Origin of the sequence: Chitinophaga filiformis (assembly GCF_021646545.1) — a bacterium.
In the GTDB taxonomy this organism is placed as follows: Bacteria; Bacteroidota; Bacteroidia; order Chitinophagales; family Chitinophagaceae; genus Chitinophaga; species Chitinophaga filiformis_A.
Window position 1 is genome coordinate 1,155,644 of sequence record NZ_JAKIRP010000001.1, and the last position, 15,004, is coordinate 1,170,647.

General features: G+C 46.7%; 14 protein-coding genes. All 14 read left to right on the plus strand.

Annotated elements, in window-relative coordinates:
* Positions 1-8 precede the first annotated feature (8 nt).
* The 14 genes from L3C95_RS04790 (at position 9) to L3C95_RS04855 (ending at position 14,914) form a co-directional block, all read left to right on the plus strand.
* Complete coding sequence (locus tag L3C95_RS04790) at positions 9-1,097, plus strand: glycosyltransferase (RefSeq protein WP_236385609.1); 1,089 nt, start codon at positions 9-11, stop codon at positions 1,095-1,097.
* Between the two features lie 5 nt (positions 1,098-1,102).
* On the plus strand, positions 1,103-2,248 hold the full coding sequence (locus L3C95_RS04795; RefSeq protein WP_236385610.1) for an ABC transporter permease: 1,146 nt from the start codon (positions 1,103-1,105) through the stop codon (positions 2,246-2,248).
* Positions 2,249-2,305: 57 nt separating this feature from the next.
* Positions 2,306-2,728, plus strand: a complete 423-nt coding sequence (locus L3C95_RS04800) for a hypothetical protein (RefSeq protein WP_236385611.1) — start codon at positions 2,306-2,308, stop codon at positions 2,726-2,728.
* A gap of 265 nt (positions 2,729-2,993) precedes the next feature.
* On the plus strand, positions 2,994-4,088 hold the full coding sequence (locus L3C95_RS04805; RefSeq protein ID WP_236385612.1) for a glycosyltransferase: 1,095 nt from the start codon (positions 2,994-2,996) through the stop codon (positions 4,086-4,088).
* A 50-nt stretch (positions 4,089-4,138) separates the two neighbouring features.
* On the plus strand, positions 4,139-4,486 hold the full coding sequence (gene gldC / locus L3C95_RS04810; RefSeq protein ID WP_236385613.1) for a gliding motility protein GldC: 348 nt from the start codon (positions 4,139-4,141) through the stop codon (positions 4,484-4,486).
* Positions 4,487-4,510: 24 nt separating this feature from the next.
* A complete protein-coding gene (locus L3C95_RS04815; protein WP_236385614.1) occupies positions 4,511-4,963 on the plus strand; it encodes a GatB/YqeY domain-containing protein in 453 nt (150 codons plus the stop codon).
* 75 nt (positions 4,964-5,038) lie between these two features.
* On the plus strand, positions 5,039-5,581 hold the full coding sequence (locus L3C95_RS04820; protein ID WP_236385615.1) for a CvpA family protein: 543 nt from the start codon (positions 5,039-5,041) through the stop codon (positions 5,579-5,581).
* Positions 5,582-5,652: 71 nt separating this feature from the next.
* Positions 5,653-6,414: an alpha/beta fold hydrolase gene (locus L3C95_RS04825; protein ID WP_236385616.1), complete on the plus strand. Its 762-nt coding sequence runs from the start codon at positions 5,653-5,655 to the stop codon at positions 6,412-6,414.
* Positions 6,415-6,661: 247 nt separating this feature from the next.
* Entirely contained in the window at positions 6,662-7,324 is a 663-nt protein-coding gene (locus L3C95_RS04830; protein WP_236385617.1) for a CBS domain-containing protein, read from the plus strand.
* A gap of 601 nt (positions 7,325-7,925) precedes the next feature.
* The gene (locus tag L3C95_RS04835) at positions 7,926-9,281 is read left to right on the plus strand and encodes a BamA/TamA family outer membrane protein (RefSeq protein WP_236385618.1); all 1,356 of its coding nucleotides are present in this window, start codon (positions 7,926-7,928) and stop codon (positions 9,279-9,281) included.
* A 36-nt stretch (positions 9,282-9,317) separates the two neighbouring features.
* Positions 9,318-10,205 (plus strand): NAD kinase, encoded by an 888-nt coding sequence (locus tag L3C95_RS04840; RefSeq protein ID WP_236385620.1) that lies wholly within the window; start codon positions 9,318-9,320, stop codon positions 10,203-10,205.
* A gap of 128 nt (positions 10,206-10,333) precedes the next feature.
* Complete coding sequence (locus L3C95_RS04845; RefSeq protein ID WP_236385622.1) at positions 10,334-11,200, plus strand: DUF6089 family protein; 867 nt, start codon at positions 10,334-10,336, stop codon at positions 11,198-11,200.
* A gap of 230 nt (positions 11,201-11,430) precedes the next feature.
* Positions 11,431-12,192 (plus strand): isoprenyl transferase, encoded by a 762-nt coding sequence (locus L3C95_RS04850; protein WP_236385623.1) that lies wholly within the window; start codon positions 11,431-11,433, stop codon positions 12,190-12,192.
* Complete coding sequence (locus tag L3C95_RS04855; protein ID WP_236385624.1) at positions 12,173-14,914, plus strand: outer membrane protein assembly factor; 2,742 nt, start codon at positions 12,173-12,175, stop codon at positions 14,912-14,914. The genes L3C95_RS04850 and L3C95_RS04855 overlap by 20 nt, the downstream gene beginning before the upstream one ends.
* The last annotated feature ends 90 nt before the right edge of the window (positions 14,915-15,004 follow it).

Here is a 15,004-nt window from a genome sequence, read left to right on the forward strand (position 1 = left end):
GTTATTTAATGTTTCGTTATGGACAGGGATGGAAAGGTTTGCCAGCTTTCAAACCTGTGAAACCGGTAAGCGGTCAAACGAAGGTGACAGTGATCATTCCTGCCAGGGATGAGGAAGCGAATCTGCCTCCGCTCTTACGGGCATTAAAGGCACAGACTTATCCTGTGCATTTGTTCGAGGTGATCGTGATCGATGATTTTTCTACGGATAGTACTGCAGATGTAGTAAGGAGCTTTCCTGCATCCAACGTGCAACTGTTACAGCTGAGCCAACATCTGAGCGCAGAACAGCGGCTGAACTCCTACAAAAAGAAAGCGATAGAAATGGCGGTGGAACGCGCTACCGGCGATATCATCATGACCACTGACGCTGATTGCGTGATGGGCCCGGAATGGATCATGCGGATGGTACAGTTCTATGAAACCTATCAGCCGAAATTCATTGCCGCGCCGGTTAGTTTTTACCAGGAACATAACTTCTTCAAAGTATTGCAGTCGCTCGATTTTATGACAATGCAGGGAATTACGGGAGCGCTGGCTGCATTGAAGTCCGGCACTATGTGTAATGGCGCCAACCTGGCGTATGAACGTAAGGTGTTTTATGAAGTAGGTGGTTTTAAAGGCATAGACAACATTGCCTCCGGTGACGATATGTTGCTGATGTTCAAGATCTACCGTGCTTATCCCACCGGTGTATTGTATATGAAAAGTGAAGAGGCGATAGTACGTACTTTGCCGGTAGATACGTTCAAGGCATTTATGCACCAGCGTATCCGCTGGTCATCGAAAGCAGATAAATACGATGATAAACGACTGACCTGGGTATTGGCGCTGGTATATTTCTGGAACGCAGGCATGCTGTTGGCAGGCGTAGCTGCGTTGTTCCTCCCGGTTTGGCGTATGTGGTTTGTCGGCTTACTGATCTATAAAATACTGGTGGAGTTTTATTTTATGGTGCCGGTAGCCCGTTTCTTTGATAAAACTGCTTTATTATCAAGGTTTATTCCCGGACAGTTCTTCCATATTCCTTACATTGTAGTGGCAGGTTGGTTAGGTAAGTTTGGCTCTTACCAGTGGAAAGGACGAAAAGTCAAATAAGCATGATGTCAGACAGTAATAGCAGGTCCTCATTTGGCAGTAATGCCTGGAGAAGGTTACGACGCAATACAGGCGCTGTAGCAGGCATGCTGTTGATTGTTGTAGCGGTGATTGTTAGTATACTCGCCTATGTATTGGCGCCTGACGGTACGCCTTATGCCAACAGGATGATGCTGGAGACCGGCGGACAAAAGCCGGGATTCCGTATTCATGTCCTGGCTATGAAACAGGAGCGGCAGGTGCGCCGCACAGGATTTTTCTCCCATCTGCTAAAAGGACAACCGGATACGGTTACCTATATCCCTATCCGTAACTGGCGCTTTGCCGGTAACGATATTATTATAGCGAGATACCTGGATGAAGAAGAAACCGTAAGGGAGCGGTATAGTCTGAGTAAAGTGTTGTTTGCAGCAGAAATGGCTCCCGGCAACAGGTTAAAGCAATGGCAGCAGGAGATTACCACTAACAGGATCAAAGAACGCACCTACTGGCTGGGAACGGATAAATTCGGAAGGGATATACTGAGTCGCCTGTTGGTCGGAACAAGAGTAAGCCTGAGTGTAGGTTGTATTGCGGTGATCATTTCACTGACTATTGGCATTCTTCTGGGTGCAGTAGCTGGTTATTTCCGCGGAGTGACAGACGATGTGGTGATGTGGTTGGTGAATGTGATCTGGTCTGTACCTACCTTATTGCTGGTTTTTGCTATTACGCTGGCCCTGGGTAAGGGGTTCTGGCAGGTATTCATTGCCGTGGGGCTGACGATGTGGGTGAATGTAGCAAGAATTATCCGCGGGCAGGTGCTGGCATTGCGGGAGTTGCCCTTTATAGAAGCTACCAGGGCGCTGGGTTTTGGTCACACACGGACGATAGTAAAGCATATACTGCCCAACATACTGGGGCCGGTGATGGTGGTAGCCGCCGGCAACTTTGCCACAGCCATAGTGGTGGAAGCTGGTCTCAGTTTCCTGGGAGTGGGCGTACAACCGCCACAGCCTTCCTGGGGCTTGATGATCAAGGAGAACTACAATTTCATCATTACCCACAATCCTATGTTAGCGTTAATTCCGGGTATAGCCATTATGGTGATGGTATTGGCCTTTAATCTGTTAGGGAACGGGCTGCGGGACGCCATGGATGTGCGACAGTAAACACTTGGTTCGCATTAAAAAAACGACTAATTTTACGATTGTCTATAATTCTTTACTATGCCTTTGAAATCATATCTTTTTACAGCCTTAGCCCTCTTCGCACTCATATTTTCCGCCTGCAAAAAGAAAGGAGCCATTGAGCCTAAACCTGAAGAGGAAGGTCTGAAGGTAACATTAGAAAATGTAACCGAAGGACAATACACCGCCTCTCCCGGCAGCAGCTATACTTTCCAGGTGAAAATCAATTCTGTTATGCCTGCGGAAGGTGTAAACATAAAAGTAGACGCTATTACTGATCCGGGTGGTATTGTATTTCCTCAGAACCCGGTAGCGCCTTCTAAAGACAGTACCATCAACGTTACCCTGGTAGGGCTGGAACCAGTCCGCACGGTAAAGGTAACGATCACCATTACTTCAGCTGGTAATGAGAATAACAAGATCACGAAGACTTTCTGGATCACCAATAAATCAGACGAATAAAGGTAAAATAGTATCACTCTGTGATGCAGCCTTTAATAACATATTCGAGCCAGATCCTTTATGAGTAAGGGTCTGGCTCTTTTAATAGAAAAACGAGAGAACTCGGAGAGAATAAGCAGAGAAGACGCAACGAACAAGCATCGAACAAGCAAGGGTATGGAAAAAAGGCTTTTTTAATAGTATTTTAACCCTGCATTCTCATAAATCATCCGCCGCAATTCTTAATTCTCCCTAGCTTTGCACCTGCAGAATAAGCAGCCAAACTATGCGTATAGGAGTGAATGCCTCCTGTGTATTGCAGGATACGCCTGCGGATACAGGTAATATCGTCAGGGATCTACTGTCAGGGATAAGCCGGTCGCACCCGGAACACCATTTCATTTTCTTTTTTGATCAGACGCCGCCGGCAAACTTACAGTGGCCGGAAAATGTAAGCACAGTGGTGGTGCCAGCCAGGGGACATCGAAACTGGCAGCAGTACCTGTGGTTGGAATGGAAGCTGGTCAGCGCCATTAAAAAGCAGCAGCTGGATCTTTTCCTGGGAATGGACGGGCAAATACCTTTACGCAGTAAGGTGCCTGCTCACCTGGTGATCAGCGATACGGGCTTTCTGCATGGCGTAGCAGGCATTCCTGCCTCCAGGCAGCGCTTTCTGAAAAAGAACCTGGCCAGGTATATCGCCCACGCAAAAAAGGTGATTGTGCTGTCGCATACATTGGAGCAGGACGTATTGCAGCAAGCACCTGATGCTGCCGCCAAACTACGTGTATTGCTACCTGCTGTAGACAGCAGTTATCGGTCTTTAGAATGGGAGGACAGGGAAGAAGTGAAGAGCACTTATGCCGGCAGGGTGGAATACTTCGTGGCAGTAGGCAGTATTCATCCAAAAAATAACCTGATGCCTCTGCTCAAGGCATTTTCTGCATTGAAACGTAGGTTGCATTCCAATATGAAACTGCTGCTGGTCGGCTCGGAAACAGCTGCCGGTGCGGAAATTATAGGTTCTTTACCATCGTATAAATACCGAAATGATGTTGTGCTGATACCTGATGCCGACCAGGCAACGCTGGGGGCCATAGTAGCGGGGGCTTATGCGCTGGTGTATACCACCCGCTTTGCAGGAGTGGCTATGCCGGTATATGCGGCCATGCAGTGCGCTGTACCTGTCATTGCCCTGGAAGGCGCTGCAGCAAGAGAAGCGGGAGGAGACGCTGTATTGTACGCTGATCCGGAAAACCTGGAAGATCTGGCAGACAAAATGTGCCTGCTATATAAAGATGAGGAGCTGAGAAGCCGCTTGCTGGGCAAGATAAATAAAGCCGGCCGGACGGAGGCGTTTGACGCACTGATTATAGATTAGCCAATTAATACTAAATTTGCGGTTCTTAAAATTTGGGAACAAACAATATCATGGGAAAGACATCTACCATACAAATTCAGGTGGGACTGGATGATGACAGAATACCTGAGAAGATAGAATGGAGGGCAACTGACAGCTCTGAATCAGATCGTTTCCAGCAGGCAAAGGCCATGCTGATCGCCTTTTGGGATGGCGGTGATAAAACCGCCCTGCGTATAGACTTATGGACGAAACAAATGATGGTGGATGAAATGGCCGATTTCTTTTTCCAGACATTAATGACCATGGCTGATACCTATCAGCGTGCTACGCCATATAAGGACCAGGCGGATGATCTCCGTGCTTTTGCGAAGGATTTCTACAAGAAATTCGAAGAGAAGCAGAAACAGGAACAATAAGCCATAACCTTAAAACATCCACATATGTCATTAGAATTAAATGTTAACGCCGCGATCAAGGCAGCAATGCTGGCAAAAAATGAACCTGAACTGCGTGCCCTGCGCGCAATAAAGGCAGCTGTATTGCTGGCCAAAACAGCAGAAGGTGGTGGAGCAGAACTGACTGGAGACGATGAAATAAAACTCCTGCAGAAGCTGGCAAAACAAAGGAAGGACTCCCTGGAGATATTCCGTCAGCAAAACCGTGAAGACCTCGCCGTAAAAGAAGAAGAGGAACTGGTGGTAATTGAAAAATACCTGCCAAAACAGATGGATGAGGCAGAACTGAGAGCTGCTATTACTGAGATCATTGCTGCAACAGGCGCCAGTTCACCTGCCGATATGGGCAAAGTGATGGGTGTAGCCACCAAACAACTGGCCGGCAAGGCCGATGGTAAGGCTATTTCCGGACTGGTGAAAGAACTGTTGGCTAAATAAACATGTGTACCGGATGACTGACCAGATCCTTCATCTGCCGGTTATCCGGTATCTCCCTTTTATCCTATTGAAATCATGGGCATAGATATAGTTTTCGCCATCCTGATAGTATTAGCTATATATAAAGGATACAGCCGGGGGCTTATCGTAGCCGTTTTCTCCTTTATTGCAGTCACCCTGGGACTCGCAGCCGCGTTAAAACTATCCACAGTGACTGCCCTGTATGCACAGGAGCATTGGGGGATTCATACCCGTTGGTTACCAGTACTAAGCTTTATTGCGCTTTTTGTCGGAGTGGTGTTTGCCGTCAGGTTCGGGGCTACCCTTATCCAGAAGATGGTGGAAGCAGCAATGCTGGGATGGTTAAACAAATTAGGTGGAATTATATTATATAGTGCTATCTTTATCATTGTATACAGCATCCTTTTATGGATTGCTAATCAACTGTACTGGTTAAGCCCGGAACTCAAGATGCAGTCGGTAGTCTATCCCTACATAGAACATCTGGGGCCGGTAGTTATGAATTTGTGGGGCAAAATTGTTCCTGTTTTTAAGGATATGTTCGAAAATCTACAGTCATTTTTTGACAACGCAGCGAAAGAAATACAATCTACTTAGCTCGCTTCAAAGATTATTTGAATTAATAAAAAGAATTATTTTAGCGCAAAATTGACTTTCAAGCTTTGGCAATGGTTTACGAAATTAAAACACAGGGAAAGTTTAAATTTATTGAGGAAGGAGAGGGGGAGCCATTAGTACTGTTGCATGGGCTGTTCGGTGCGATGAGCAACTTCGGTGGTTTGATTGATCATTTCCGCCACTATAACAAAGTGGTGGTTCCACTTTTACCTCTGTTTGATCTGAATATACTGGATACGTCTGTAGCAGGGTTGGCAAAATACGTACACAAGTTTATCGAAACGATGGGATACTCCAATGTGCACATCCTGGGTAACTCCCTGGGAGGACACGTAGGACTCGTATACCTGCTGAAACATCCGGAAGCGCCTGTTAAATCATTGATACTCACAGGTAGTTCGGGCTTGTTTGAGAATGGAATGGGAGAAACTTATCCTAAGCGTGGAGATTACGAATACATCCGTAAGAAAACAGAACTTACTTTCTATGATCCGGCAATGGCTACCAAAGAACTGGTAGACGAAGTGTTTGATATCACTACTAACCGCCTTAAGGTGATCAAGATCATCACCCTGGCAAAATCCGCAATCCGCCATAACCTCGGCGAAGAACTGCGTGAGATCAAGCTACCTACATTGCTTGTCTGGGGACTGAATGATACTGTTACGCCGCCAATGGTAGGCGAAGAGTTTAAAAAGCTCATTCCTAACTCAGAACTGCATTTCATCGACAAATGTGGCCACGCACCAATGATGGAGCGGCCGGAAGAATTTAACAAGATCCTGCATCCTTTTCTTGACAAGTTGAAATAAGAATAAAAGGCCGGACAACTGTAATACTAAACCTTCGCGAATAAAGATTTTGGAGAGGCTGTTTCTGTAATGGAGACAGCCTCTTTTCTCTTTGAGGTAAAAAGATTCCGGGTCTCTCATGTAACAAACCATAATAAACCGGCGTTTCGTATATATAAACAGTGTACCCGCTTATCATAAATCTTTCGCGTAAAGGCACTGTTCGCGATTCTTTTCTTATTATTGTATCATAATAGCGCAATACACAATGCTGGCAAGAGATCTAATATCAACGGTTGTTCCTATTCTGCATCCACTGGATCCGGGATCTAGGGCGCTGCGCCTGATGAATGAATATCATCTTACGCAACTGCCGCTGGTATTGGAAAACAAGTACCTGGCACTGGTAGAGGAAGATGATATTCTGGACCTGGAAGACGCAGAAATTGCGCTGGAGAACATGGAATACAACGGCCCTAAACCGGCTATTGCAGAGAATGCGCATTTCTTCGAAGCTATACGTCTCTTCCATGAAATGAAACTTACCGTACTGCCTGTTATCAGCTATGAGAAAGAATATCTCGGCGTTCTTACCAAAGACAGCTTGCTGGCAGCCCTGGCACAATACAACGGTGTGAAGGAACATGGAGGTATTCTGGTGCTGGACCTCGATCCGCGTGATTACAGTCTCAGTGAGATTGCCCGTATCGCAGAATCAAACGATGTAACACTGCTGAGCGTGAACACCATCACCAATCCGGTGTCTGGCAGATTCGAAGTGCTGCTGAAGACGAACCGGCAGGAATTGCAGGGATTGGTGGCTACTTTTGAACGTTTCAGTTATATTATTAAATATACCATTACTGAAGAGCAGGAAGAAGATCTGCTGAAAAAGAACTATGACCTGTTGATGAATTATATCAGTATGTAAGAATTGACCAGGTTAGATGAAAAAGCGAAACACATCATGTGTTTCGCTTTTTTGCTTTTGGGAAACGCATGGGTTTAAACACCGGGTATATAAACGGGTAATAAACCCGGACATAAAACGCATAAATGCCAGGGGCGTCATGTAGGCATCCCGGGGATATCATTTGATACTAGGGGGAAACCCCATTTAATACCCGGGGTTGAAACCCCACGATACAAACGCCCCCGGGGTTGAAAACCCCGCGCTACAAACACTGGGACTCCTGACGGAGTCCTAGTGCGTTTTGTTAATGGCATTTGTTATAAACGCAGGACATGATAGGTATAAATGCCAGGGGGCATGGGTACCCGGGGAACATTATTCAACGCCGTGGGTTGAAACCCGCGCTACAAACGCCTGGACTCTGATGGCGCCCTATTGTGCTTGTTATCGTATTCGTTGTAAACACCGAGTCCCTGGCTTCGATCTTAATTTTGATCTATCACATATTACCACTACATTGACTCCCCGTAACCGACAACTGTTTCTGCTGTTCTCAATGAAGTTTATCCGATATTGTTTAATATTCGCCGTCGTCTGTCTCACCACAACGCTCTCCTCCATGGGGCAGGAGCCTGTAACAATTACAAAATCGCTGGACAGTGCTTACCTGGTCATTCGCCAGGTGACGGTACAGGGAAACAAGAGAACGCGTACAAATGTGATCCTGCGTGAACTCGGACTGGCTCCCGGAGATACCATCCGTCTACGGAGCTTGTCGACGGAACTGGAAGCCCGAAGGAAACAGCTGATAAATACTTCGCTCTTCCTGAATGTCAGTGTAAATGTGATGAACTGGCAGGCTGATTATGCAGATATCGTGATCACGGTGTCGGAAAGATGGTATACTTTTCCTATTCCCATATTCAGACTGGCAGACAGGAATTTCAACCAGTGGTGGGTGGAACAGCGGCGTAGCCTAAACAGGGTGAACCTGGGTGTCCGTTTGTTCCAGGACAACCTGACCGGTCGTAACGATGAGGTCCGGGCTGAATTCCAGCTTGGATATACCCAAAGGGTGGCGCTGAACTATGATCTGCCCTATATTGACAAGGCCTTCAGGCATGGCGTGGGCTTAATCTTCTCCTATAGCCGTAATCGTGAAATCAATGACAGCACGGCAGATAATAAACAACACTTTTTCAGGCAGGACAAATTCCTGCGACAGGTCTATACCGCCGGATTAAGCTACAGTTACCGGAAAGCGATCAATACCCGGCACCAGGTATTCCTGACCTTCAATGCTGAAAAGGTAGGCGATTCCGTTGCCATCCACAATCCGGCTTACCTGGGGCATGGACGTACGGAAGTAAGGTATCTTAACCTGATGTACAGATTGAGCTATACAAAAGCCGACAGCTGGACATATCCAACAAAAGGAGTGCTGTTACAGGCGGAAGCAGAGAAGATGGGCATTGGTCCGCTGAATGATATAGATCACGTGAGACTGCGGTTAAGAATAGCGCGTTACTGGCATCTTTTTTATAAAACATATGGCTCAGTGGGCCTGCGCACGCAGGCGAAGCTGCCTGCAGATCAGCCTTACCTGGACCAGAAGGCAATGGGATACCAGGAGGATTATCTCCGGGGATTGGAATATTTCGTGGTAGATGGTACCAGCTTCTTTATTGTGAGGTCTACAATGAAAAGGGAGGTCATGAATTTCAAGGTACATGTGCCACTGGCCCCGGCGAAATTCAGTTCTGTACCTTTCCGTGTGATGCTGAAAGTGTATACGGATGCCGGTTATTCCTACAGCAGGCAGTATGGACATGGCATGCTGAACAACCGTTTTTTGTATACAGGAGGACTGGGGATGGATATTGTTTCTTTTTATGATTCCTGTTTGCGTGTCGAGTACAGTATAAACCAGTTAGGGCAAAAAGGGCTATTTTTACACACTAAACTGGACATGTAATAGCTGCAGCTACCTGCAGCGCTATTAAGAACGATTATGCAAATTGCTATTTACAGCCGAGGATTTGTACCTGAAGACCTGCCTATCATTCAGTTGTTGCTGGATGAATTAGCACGGGAGGAAATGGAGCCGGTCATTTATCAACCTTTCTGCGAAGCGCTGCAACCCCATATCCGGTACAGCAAATCACCCGCTACATTTTGCTGTGCAGAAGATCTGCACGGTCGGGCAGATATTCTTGTAAGTCTGGGAGGTGATGGTACCCTGCTGGACACCGTATGTTATGTCAGGGATACGAATGTACCGGTACTGGGTATCAATTTCGGACGACTGGGGTTCCTGGCGAGCATTGGCAAGGATGCGATCAATGCTGCGGTGCAGGCCTTAAAGGAACGCACCTATGTGGTAGATAAACGCGCTTTGTTGCATCTGGACTCGAATGTCGGGCTTTTCGGGGACGTGCCTTATGCCCTCAATGACTTCACCATTCACAAGAAGGATACCTCCAACATGGTGAAGATCCATACTTACCTGAATGGCGAATTCCTGAACACTTACTGGGCTGACGGTCTGATAGTAGCTACTCCTACCGGCTCTACCGGGTATTCCCTCAGTTGCGGCGGACCGGTGGTATTTCCAGACGCCGGCAGTTTTGTGATCACACCCGTAGCACCCCACAACCTCAATGTAAGACCTATCATAGTGCCTGATAATCATGTGATTTCGTTTGAAGTGGAAGGCCGGAGCGACCAATTCCTCTGTACGCTGGACTCCAGGATGGAGACCATTGACAATACCGTTCAACTGGCAATTAAGAAAGAAGAGTTCAAAATCAGCCTCTTACGTCTTGACGACAGCAATTTCCTGCATACCTTGCGGAACAAGTTACTATGGGGCATTGACACGAGGAACAGATTAAAATAAACAATCTGTTCAGTTTATTGTTAATTAGCACATTAAGTTTTTTCATTACATTTGTTTGATTTATTTAATACCAAAAGCAGGGATAATCGCGTTTAAGGAATTATCGTCGCGTTAAGCAGTACCGATCTATGGGCAAACCTTACTTTTTCTTCAAGTGTTTCTTAAAGTCCGGCCTCGTAGCAGTGATATCCCTGTTCCTGACGCCCGCCTTTGCGCAGAATGAGCTGACATATACCGGGGAACTGGGTTTTTCAGTAGGCGCGGCTCATTATTTCGGCGATCTCAATACCAGAGGCGCCCTTAATGCTCCGAAGCCTTCCATTGGCATCTATTACCGGAAGTACATGAATGACTATGTGGGCGTGAGGGTCCATGGTCGTTTCATGCAACTGGGGTATTCTGATATTTACAATAACAATGACTTTCAGCGCAGGAGGAACCTGAGTTTCAATACTAACCTGTTTGAGCTGGGAGTGCAGGGTGATTTCAACTTCTTCCGGTTTGAACCGGGCTCTCAATATTACCGTTTTACCCCTTATTTTACCGGCGGAGGGTCTCTCTTCTACTTTAACCCTTACGCTTATCTGAACGGCCAGAAATACCGTTTGCAACCACTTCGTACAGAAGGGCAGGGAAGTGCTATGTATCCGGAGAGAAAGCCTTACAGCCTGACTTCCTTTGCATTTACGCTGGGAGGTGGTTTTAAGTACAATCTGTCCCGCAAGGTGAACCTGGGGCTGGAGGTCCTGTACCGCTTTGCCCAGACAGACTACCTGGATGATGTGAGCACCACCTATGCTGGTTCTGCCGTCTTTCCGCCTGATGCTCAGGGACATAGTACAGTGGCTTACCTCTTGCAGGATCGTTCTTATGCTACCGGCGACCGTATCGGGGTAGCCGGCAGGCAGCGGGGAAACAGCCGTGATAAGGACCAGTTTGTTACCGCCGAGTTAACTATCGCTATTTTATTTACCTCTTACAGATGTAAATTCTAGTTTCGCAGTCATGGACCGCCTGTTTGCAGTGCAATAAGGGCAATTTGCCTATTTTGTGAAATTTCTATAACAGGTTTTTAGCGTCAAACTGCGATCAGTAAAGGATTTCGCTGTTAAAACTACGTTAAAACCCCCCATCGCCCTTTGCCGGGAAAGGCATAATTCTATTTTTGTATCTTTGCAAACTTTACTAAAAATCTGTATCGATATATAATCCGCCGGAGATACTCATGAGTTTGAAGGATAAATTAGACTTGCAACGGTTACCACGACATATTGCCATCATTATGGATGGAAATGGCCGGTGGGCGAAAGAGCGTGGCCAGGACAGACTTTTCGGACACCATGAGGGCGTCGAGAGTGTCCGTAATATTACTGAGGCCTGTGCTGAATTAGGTATCGGGTATCTTACCTTGTATGCTTTTTCTACAGAGAACTGGGACCGACCCGTTTACGAAGTGAACGGGATCATGGAATTACTCGTAAATACCATTCGCAGTGAGGTAGCTACACTCATGAAGAATAATATCAGGCTGCATGTGATCGGGGACATGAACATGCTGCCGGGCAACTGTAAAACGGAAATGGAGGAGGCAATGACCATGACAGCCCGGAATACCGGGTTGAATCTTGTCATGGCCCTCAGTTACAGTGCCCGCTGGGAAATAGTGAATGCCGCAAAGAATATTGCCCAGGATGTAAAAGACGGCAAACTTGCACCGGAGGCGGTAACCCCAGAAATGTGGCAGCAATATCTGTGTACTGCCGCACTGCCTGACCCGGAACTAATGATCAGGACCAGTGGAGAATGCAGGATCAGTAACTTCTTATTATATCAGCTGGCCTATGCGGAACTCTATTTTACGGACACACGCTGGCCGGATTTCCGCAAAGAACATCTTTACGAAGCCATCCTAAATTATCAGAACAGAGAAAGGCGCTTTGGCAAAACAAGCGAACAAATACAGCAGAATGAAGAAATTATTTCCTAAGAGCCTACTGGCCATAGTATTATGTTGCAGTGCCGGCATTCGTGTGTCCGCTCAAAACAAGGACACCATTGCTCCTGCTCCTGACCAGCAACCGGCGGCGGGATTAAGTTTACCACTGGGAAATTCGCAACCACAGCCATATGAAATTGCTGACATCACCATCACCGGTACCCAATACCTGGATAAATCGTTACTGGTGTCCCTGTCTGGCCTGAACGTTGGTGACAAGATCGTTTATCCTGGCGGCGACCAGTTTGCAAAAGCCATCCAGGCTCTCTGGGGGCAACGTTTGTTTGCTAACGTAGCCATTTATGTTACTAAAATAGAAGACGGAAAGATCTGGCTGGAAATAGACCTGCAGGAACGTCCCCGTCTGAATAACTTCGTTTTCAGAGGCGTTAAGAAATCCGAAACAGAAGAGCTGATCAAGAAAGCAGCCCTGCGTAAAGGTTCTGTTGTTACTGAAAGCATGAAACAAAACGCGATCGGCGTGATCTCCAAACATTACGCTGATAAAGGTTTCCGCAACGCTGTGGTGACCATTAACGAAAGAGTGGATACCTCTCAGGTGAATGCTGCCGATCTGGTGATAACCGTGGTAAAAGGCGGTAAGGCAAAAGTGAACGATATCTTCATCATAGGTAATGATAATATCGCCGATTCAAGAGTGAAGAAAAAGATGAAAGGTACCAAAGAGCGTACGCGCTTCACCCTTCATCCTGATTCAGAGCCGGTATGGAGTGATTCCAGCGAACTGCAGGAGAATTACTGGAAAACCTTCGGTTTCCTGTACCCTTCCCGCACACTCGATCAGTTAGACCCTTATTTTCGCTTTAAACTGTTCTCTTCCGCGAAATTCAACGAAGGAAAATATACAGAAGACAAAGAGAAAGTAATTGCTTACTATAATACACAGGGTTACCGTGATGCCGTGATGGTGAGAGATACCACCTACACTTCCCACAATGGTGGTGTGAACGTGAGCATGGAGATCAATGAGGGTAAAAAATACTACTTCGGTAACATTACCTGGAAAGGTAACTCCCGCTACAATGACTCCCTGCTGACCCGCGTACTGGGTATCAAGAAAGGCGATGTCTACAACCAGGAGCTGCTGTCAAAACGTTTATTATCTTCCGAAGGTGGTGACATCGGCGGAATGTATATGGACTTCGGTTACCTGTTCTTCCGTGCTGACCCTGTGGAGATCGGTATTCATGGTGATACCATCGACTATGAGATCAGAATCTCTGAAGGTCCGCAGGCAACCATCAAAGAAGTACGTATTGCAGGTAACGAAAAAACTAACGAACACGTAATCCGTCGTGAGCTGCGTACCCTGCCTGGTGAAAAGTTCAGCCGTACAGACCTGATCCGTTCCAACAGGGAAATCGCGAACCTCGGTTTCTTCAACCCTGAGAAAATAGGTATGGACCCTGTGCCTAACGTACAGGATGGAACGGTGGACATTAACTATACCGTAGAAGAAAAAGCAAACGACCAGCTGGAACTTTCTGCGGGCTGGGGTGGTTACATCGGTCTTACCGGTACACTGGGTGTGACGTTCAACAACTTCTCCCTGCGTAACATCTTTAGAAAAGAAACATGGGATCCGTTACCAAGTGGTGATGGTCAGAAATTATCTGTACGTGTGTCTTCCAATGGTAAGGCATACCGCTCTTATAACTTCTCTTTCACAGAACCATGGCTGGGCGGTAAAAAGCGTAACCAGTTTTCTGTAAGCTTCTACAGCAGCTACCAGAACCCGAACGCTTACTCAGCATATATATATGGTAGCACCCTCTCTAACAATGCTTACTTTAAAGTATTGGGTGGATCGGTATCACTGGGTAAACAGCTGAAATGGCCGGATGACTATTTCACCCTGATCTACTCTCTGAACTATCAGCAGTACAAACTGAAGAATTATAACTACTTCAATATCCCTGGTTTCAACAGCGGTACTTCCAACAACATCAACGTGAAGCTGACACTGGCCCGTTCATCTGTAAACCAGCAGATCTATCCGAGCAGTGGTTCCAACTTCGTGTTGTCCGGACAGTTCACCCCTCCTTACTCTGTGTTCAATCCTTCCAGGGATTACAAACTGGAGGCCATCAGTGACCAGTTCAATTTCATCGAATACCAGAAATACCGTTTCAATGCTGAATGGTATGTACCATTGACCAGACCGAAAGGATCTGACAACAAGGTGTTTGTAATGAAAGTGGCAGCTAAATTCGGTTACATCGGCCGCTACAACAGCCGCACAACATTATCACCGTTCGGCCGTTTCGAGCTGGGTGGCGATGGTCTGAGTAACTTTGCTATCTACGACCGTGATATCATCTCCCAGAGAGGTTATCCGGTATATTATACATCCGATCCCAGACAGAACCAGGAATCCGGTCAGCCAACAGGTTATGAAGGCTTTACCGTTTTCAACAAGTATGTGATGGAGTTACGTTATCCTTTCAGCCTGAACCCAAGCTCTACCATCTTCGGTCTGGCATTCCTGGAGGCAGCTAACGGTTACAGGGATGTGAAAGACTTCAATCCGTTCAGGTTACGCCGCTCCGCAGGTCTGGGTATGCGTTTCTACCTGCCAATGTTTGGTCTGCTCGGATTTGACTATGGTATCGGTTTCGACCGTATCAGGTCTGGCAGTGGTCTGAAAGATGCAGCGAAGTTCACCTTCATGCTGGGCTTCGAACCGGAATAATAGTTGCCTGATCTGCCAGCTTACTGCTTTATGTTGAATGACTGCCTGGTAGTCAATACATAAGAAGAAGATGAGAAGTGCTGAGATATG

Excerpts from the sequence above, each read along its gene's own strand:
- L3C95_RS04830 (WP_236385617.1), top strand. The coding sequence starts at position 6,662 with ATGCTGGCAAGAGATCTAATATCAACGGTTGTTCCTATTCTGCATCCA.
- L3C95_RS04805 (WP_236385612.1), top strand. The coding sequence starts at position 2,994 with ATGCGTATAGGAGTGAATGCCTCCTGTGTATTGCAGGATACGCCTGCG.
- L3C95_RS04800 (WP_236385611.1), top strand. The coding sequence starts at position 2,306 with ATGCCTTTGAAATCATATCTTTTTACAGCCTTAGCCCTCTTCGCACTC.
- L3C95_RS04840 (WP_236385620.1), top strand. The coding sequence starts at position 9,318 with ATGCAAATTGCTATTTACAGCCGAGGATTTGTACCTGAAGACCTGCCT.
- L3C95_RS04790 (WP_236385609.1), top strand. The coding sequence starts at position 9 with ATGTTTCGTTATGGACAGGGATGGAAAGGTTTGCCAGCTTTCAAACCT.
- L3C95_RS04845 (WP_236385622.1), top strand. The coding sequence starts at position 10,334 with ATGGGCAAACCTTACTTTTTCTTCAAGTGTTTCTTAAAGTCCGGCCTC.
- L3C95_RS04795 (WP_236385610.1), top strand. The coding sequence starts at position 1,103 with ATGTCAGACAGTAATAGCAGGTCCTCATTTGGCAGTAATGCCTGGAGA.
- L3C95_RS04855 (WP_236385624.1), top strand. The coding sequence starts at position 12,173 with ATGAAGAAATTATTTCCTAAGAGCCTACTGGCCATAGTATTATGTTGC.
- L3C95_RS04850 (WP_236385623.1), top strand. The coding sequence starts at position 11,431 with ATGAGTTTGAAGGATAAATTAGACTTGCAACGGTTACCACGACATATT.
- L3C95_RS04825 (WP_236385616.1), top strand. The coding sequence starts at position 5,653 with ATGGTTTACGAAATTAAAACACAGGGAAAGTTTAAATTTATTGAGGAA.
- L3C95_RS04820 (WP_236385615.1), top strand. The coding sequence starts at position 5,039 with ATGGGCATAGATATAGTTTTCGCCATCCTGATAGTATTAGCTATATAT.
- L3C95_RS04835 (WP_236385618.1), top strand. The coding sequence starts at position 7,926 with ATGGGGCAGGAGCCTGTAACAATTACAAAATCGCTGGACAGTGCTTAC.
- gldC (WP_236385613.1), top strand. The coding sequence starts at position 4,139 with ATGGGAAAGACATCTACCATACAAATTCAGGTGGGACTGGATGATGAC.
- L3C95_RS04815 (WP_236385614.1), top strand. The coding sequence starts at position 4,511 with ATGTCATTAGAATTAAATGTTAACGCCGCGATCAAGGCAGCAATGCTG.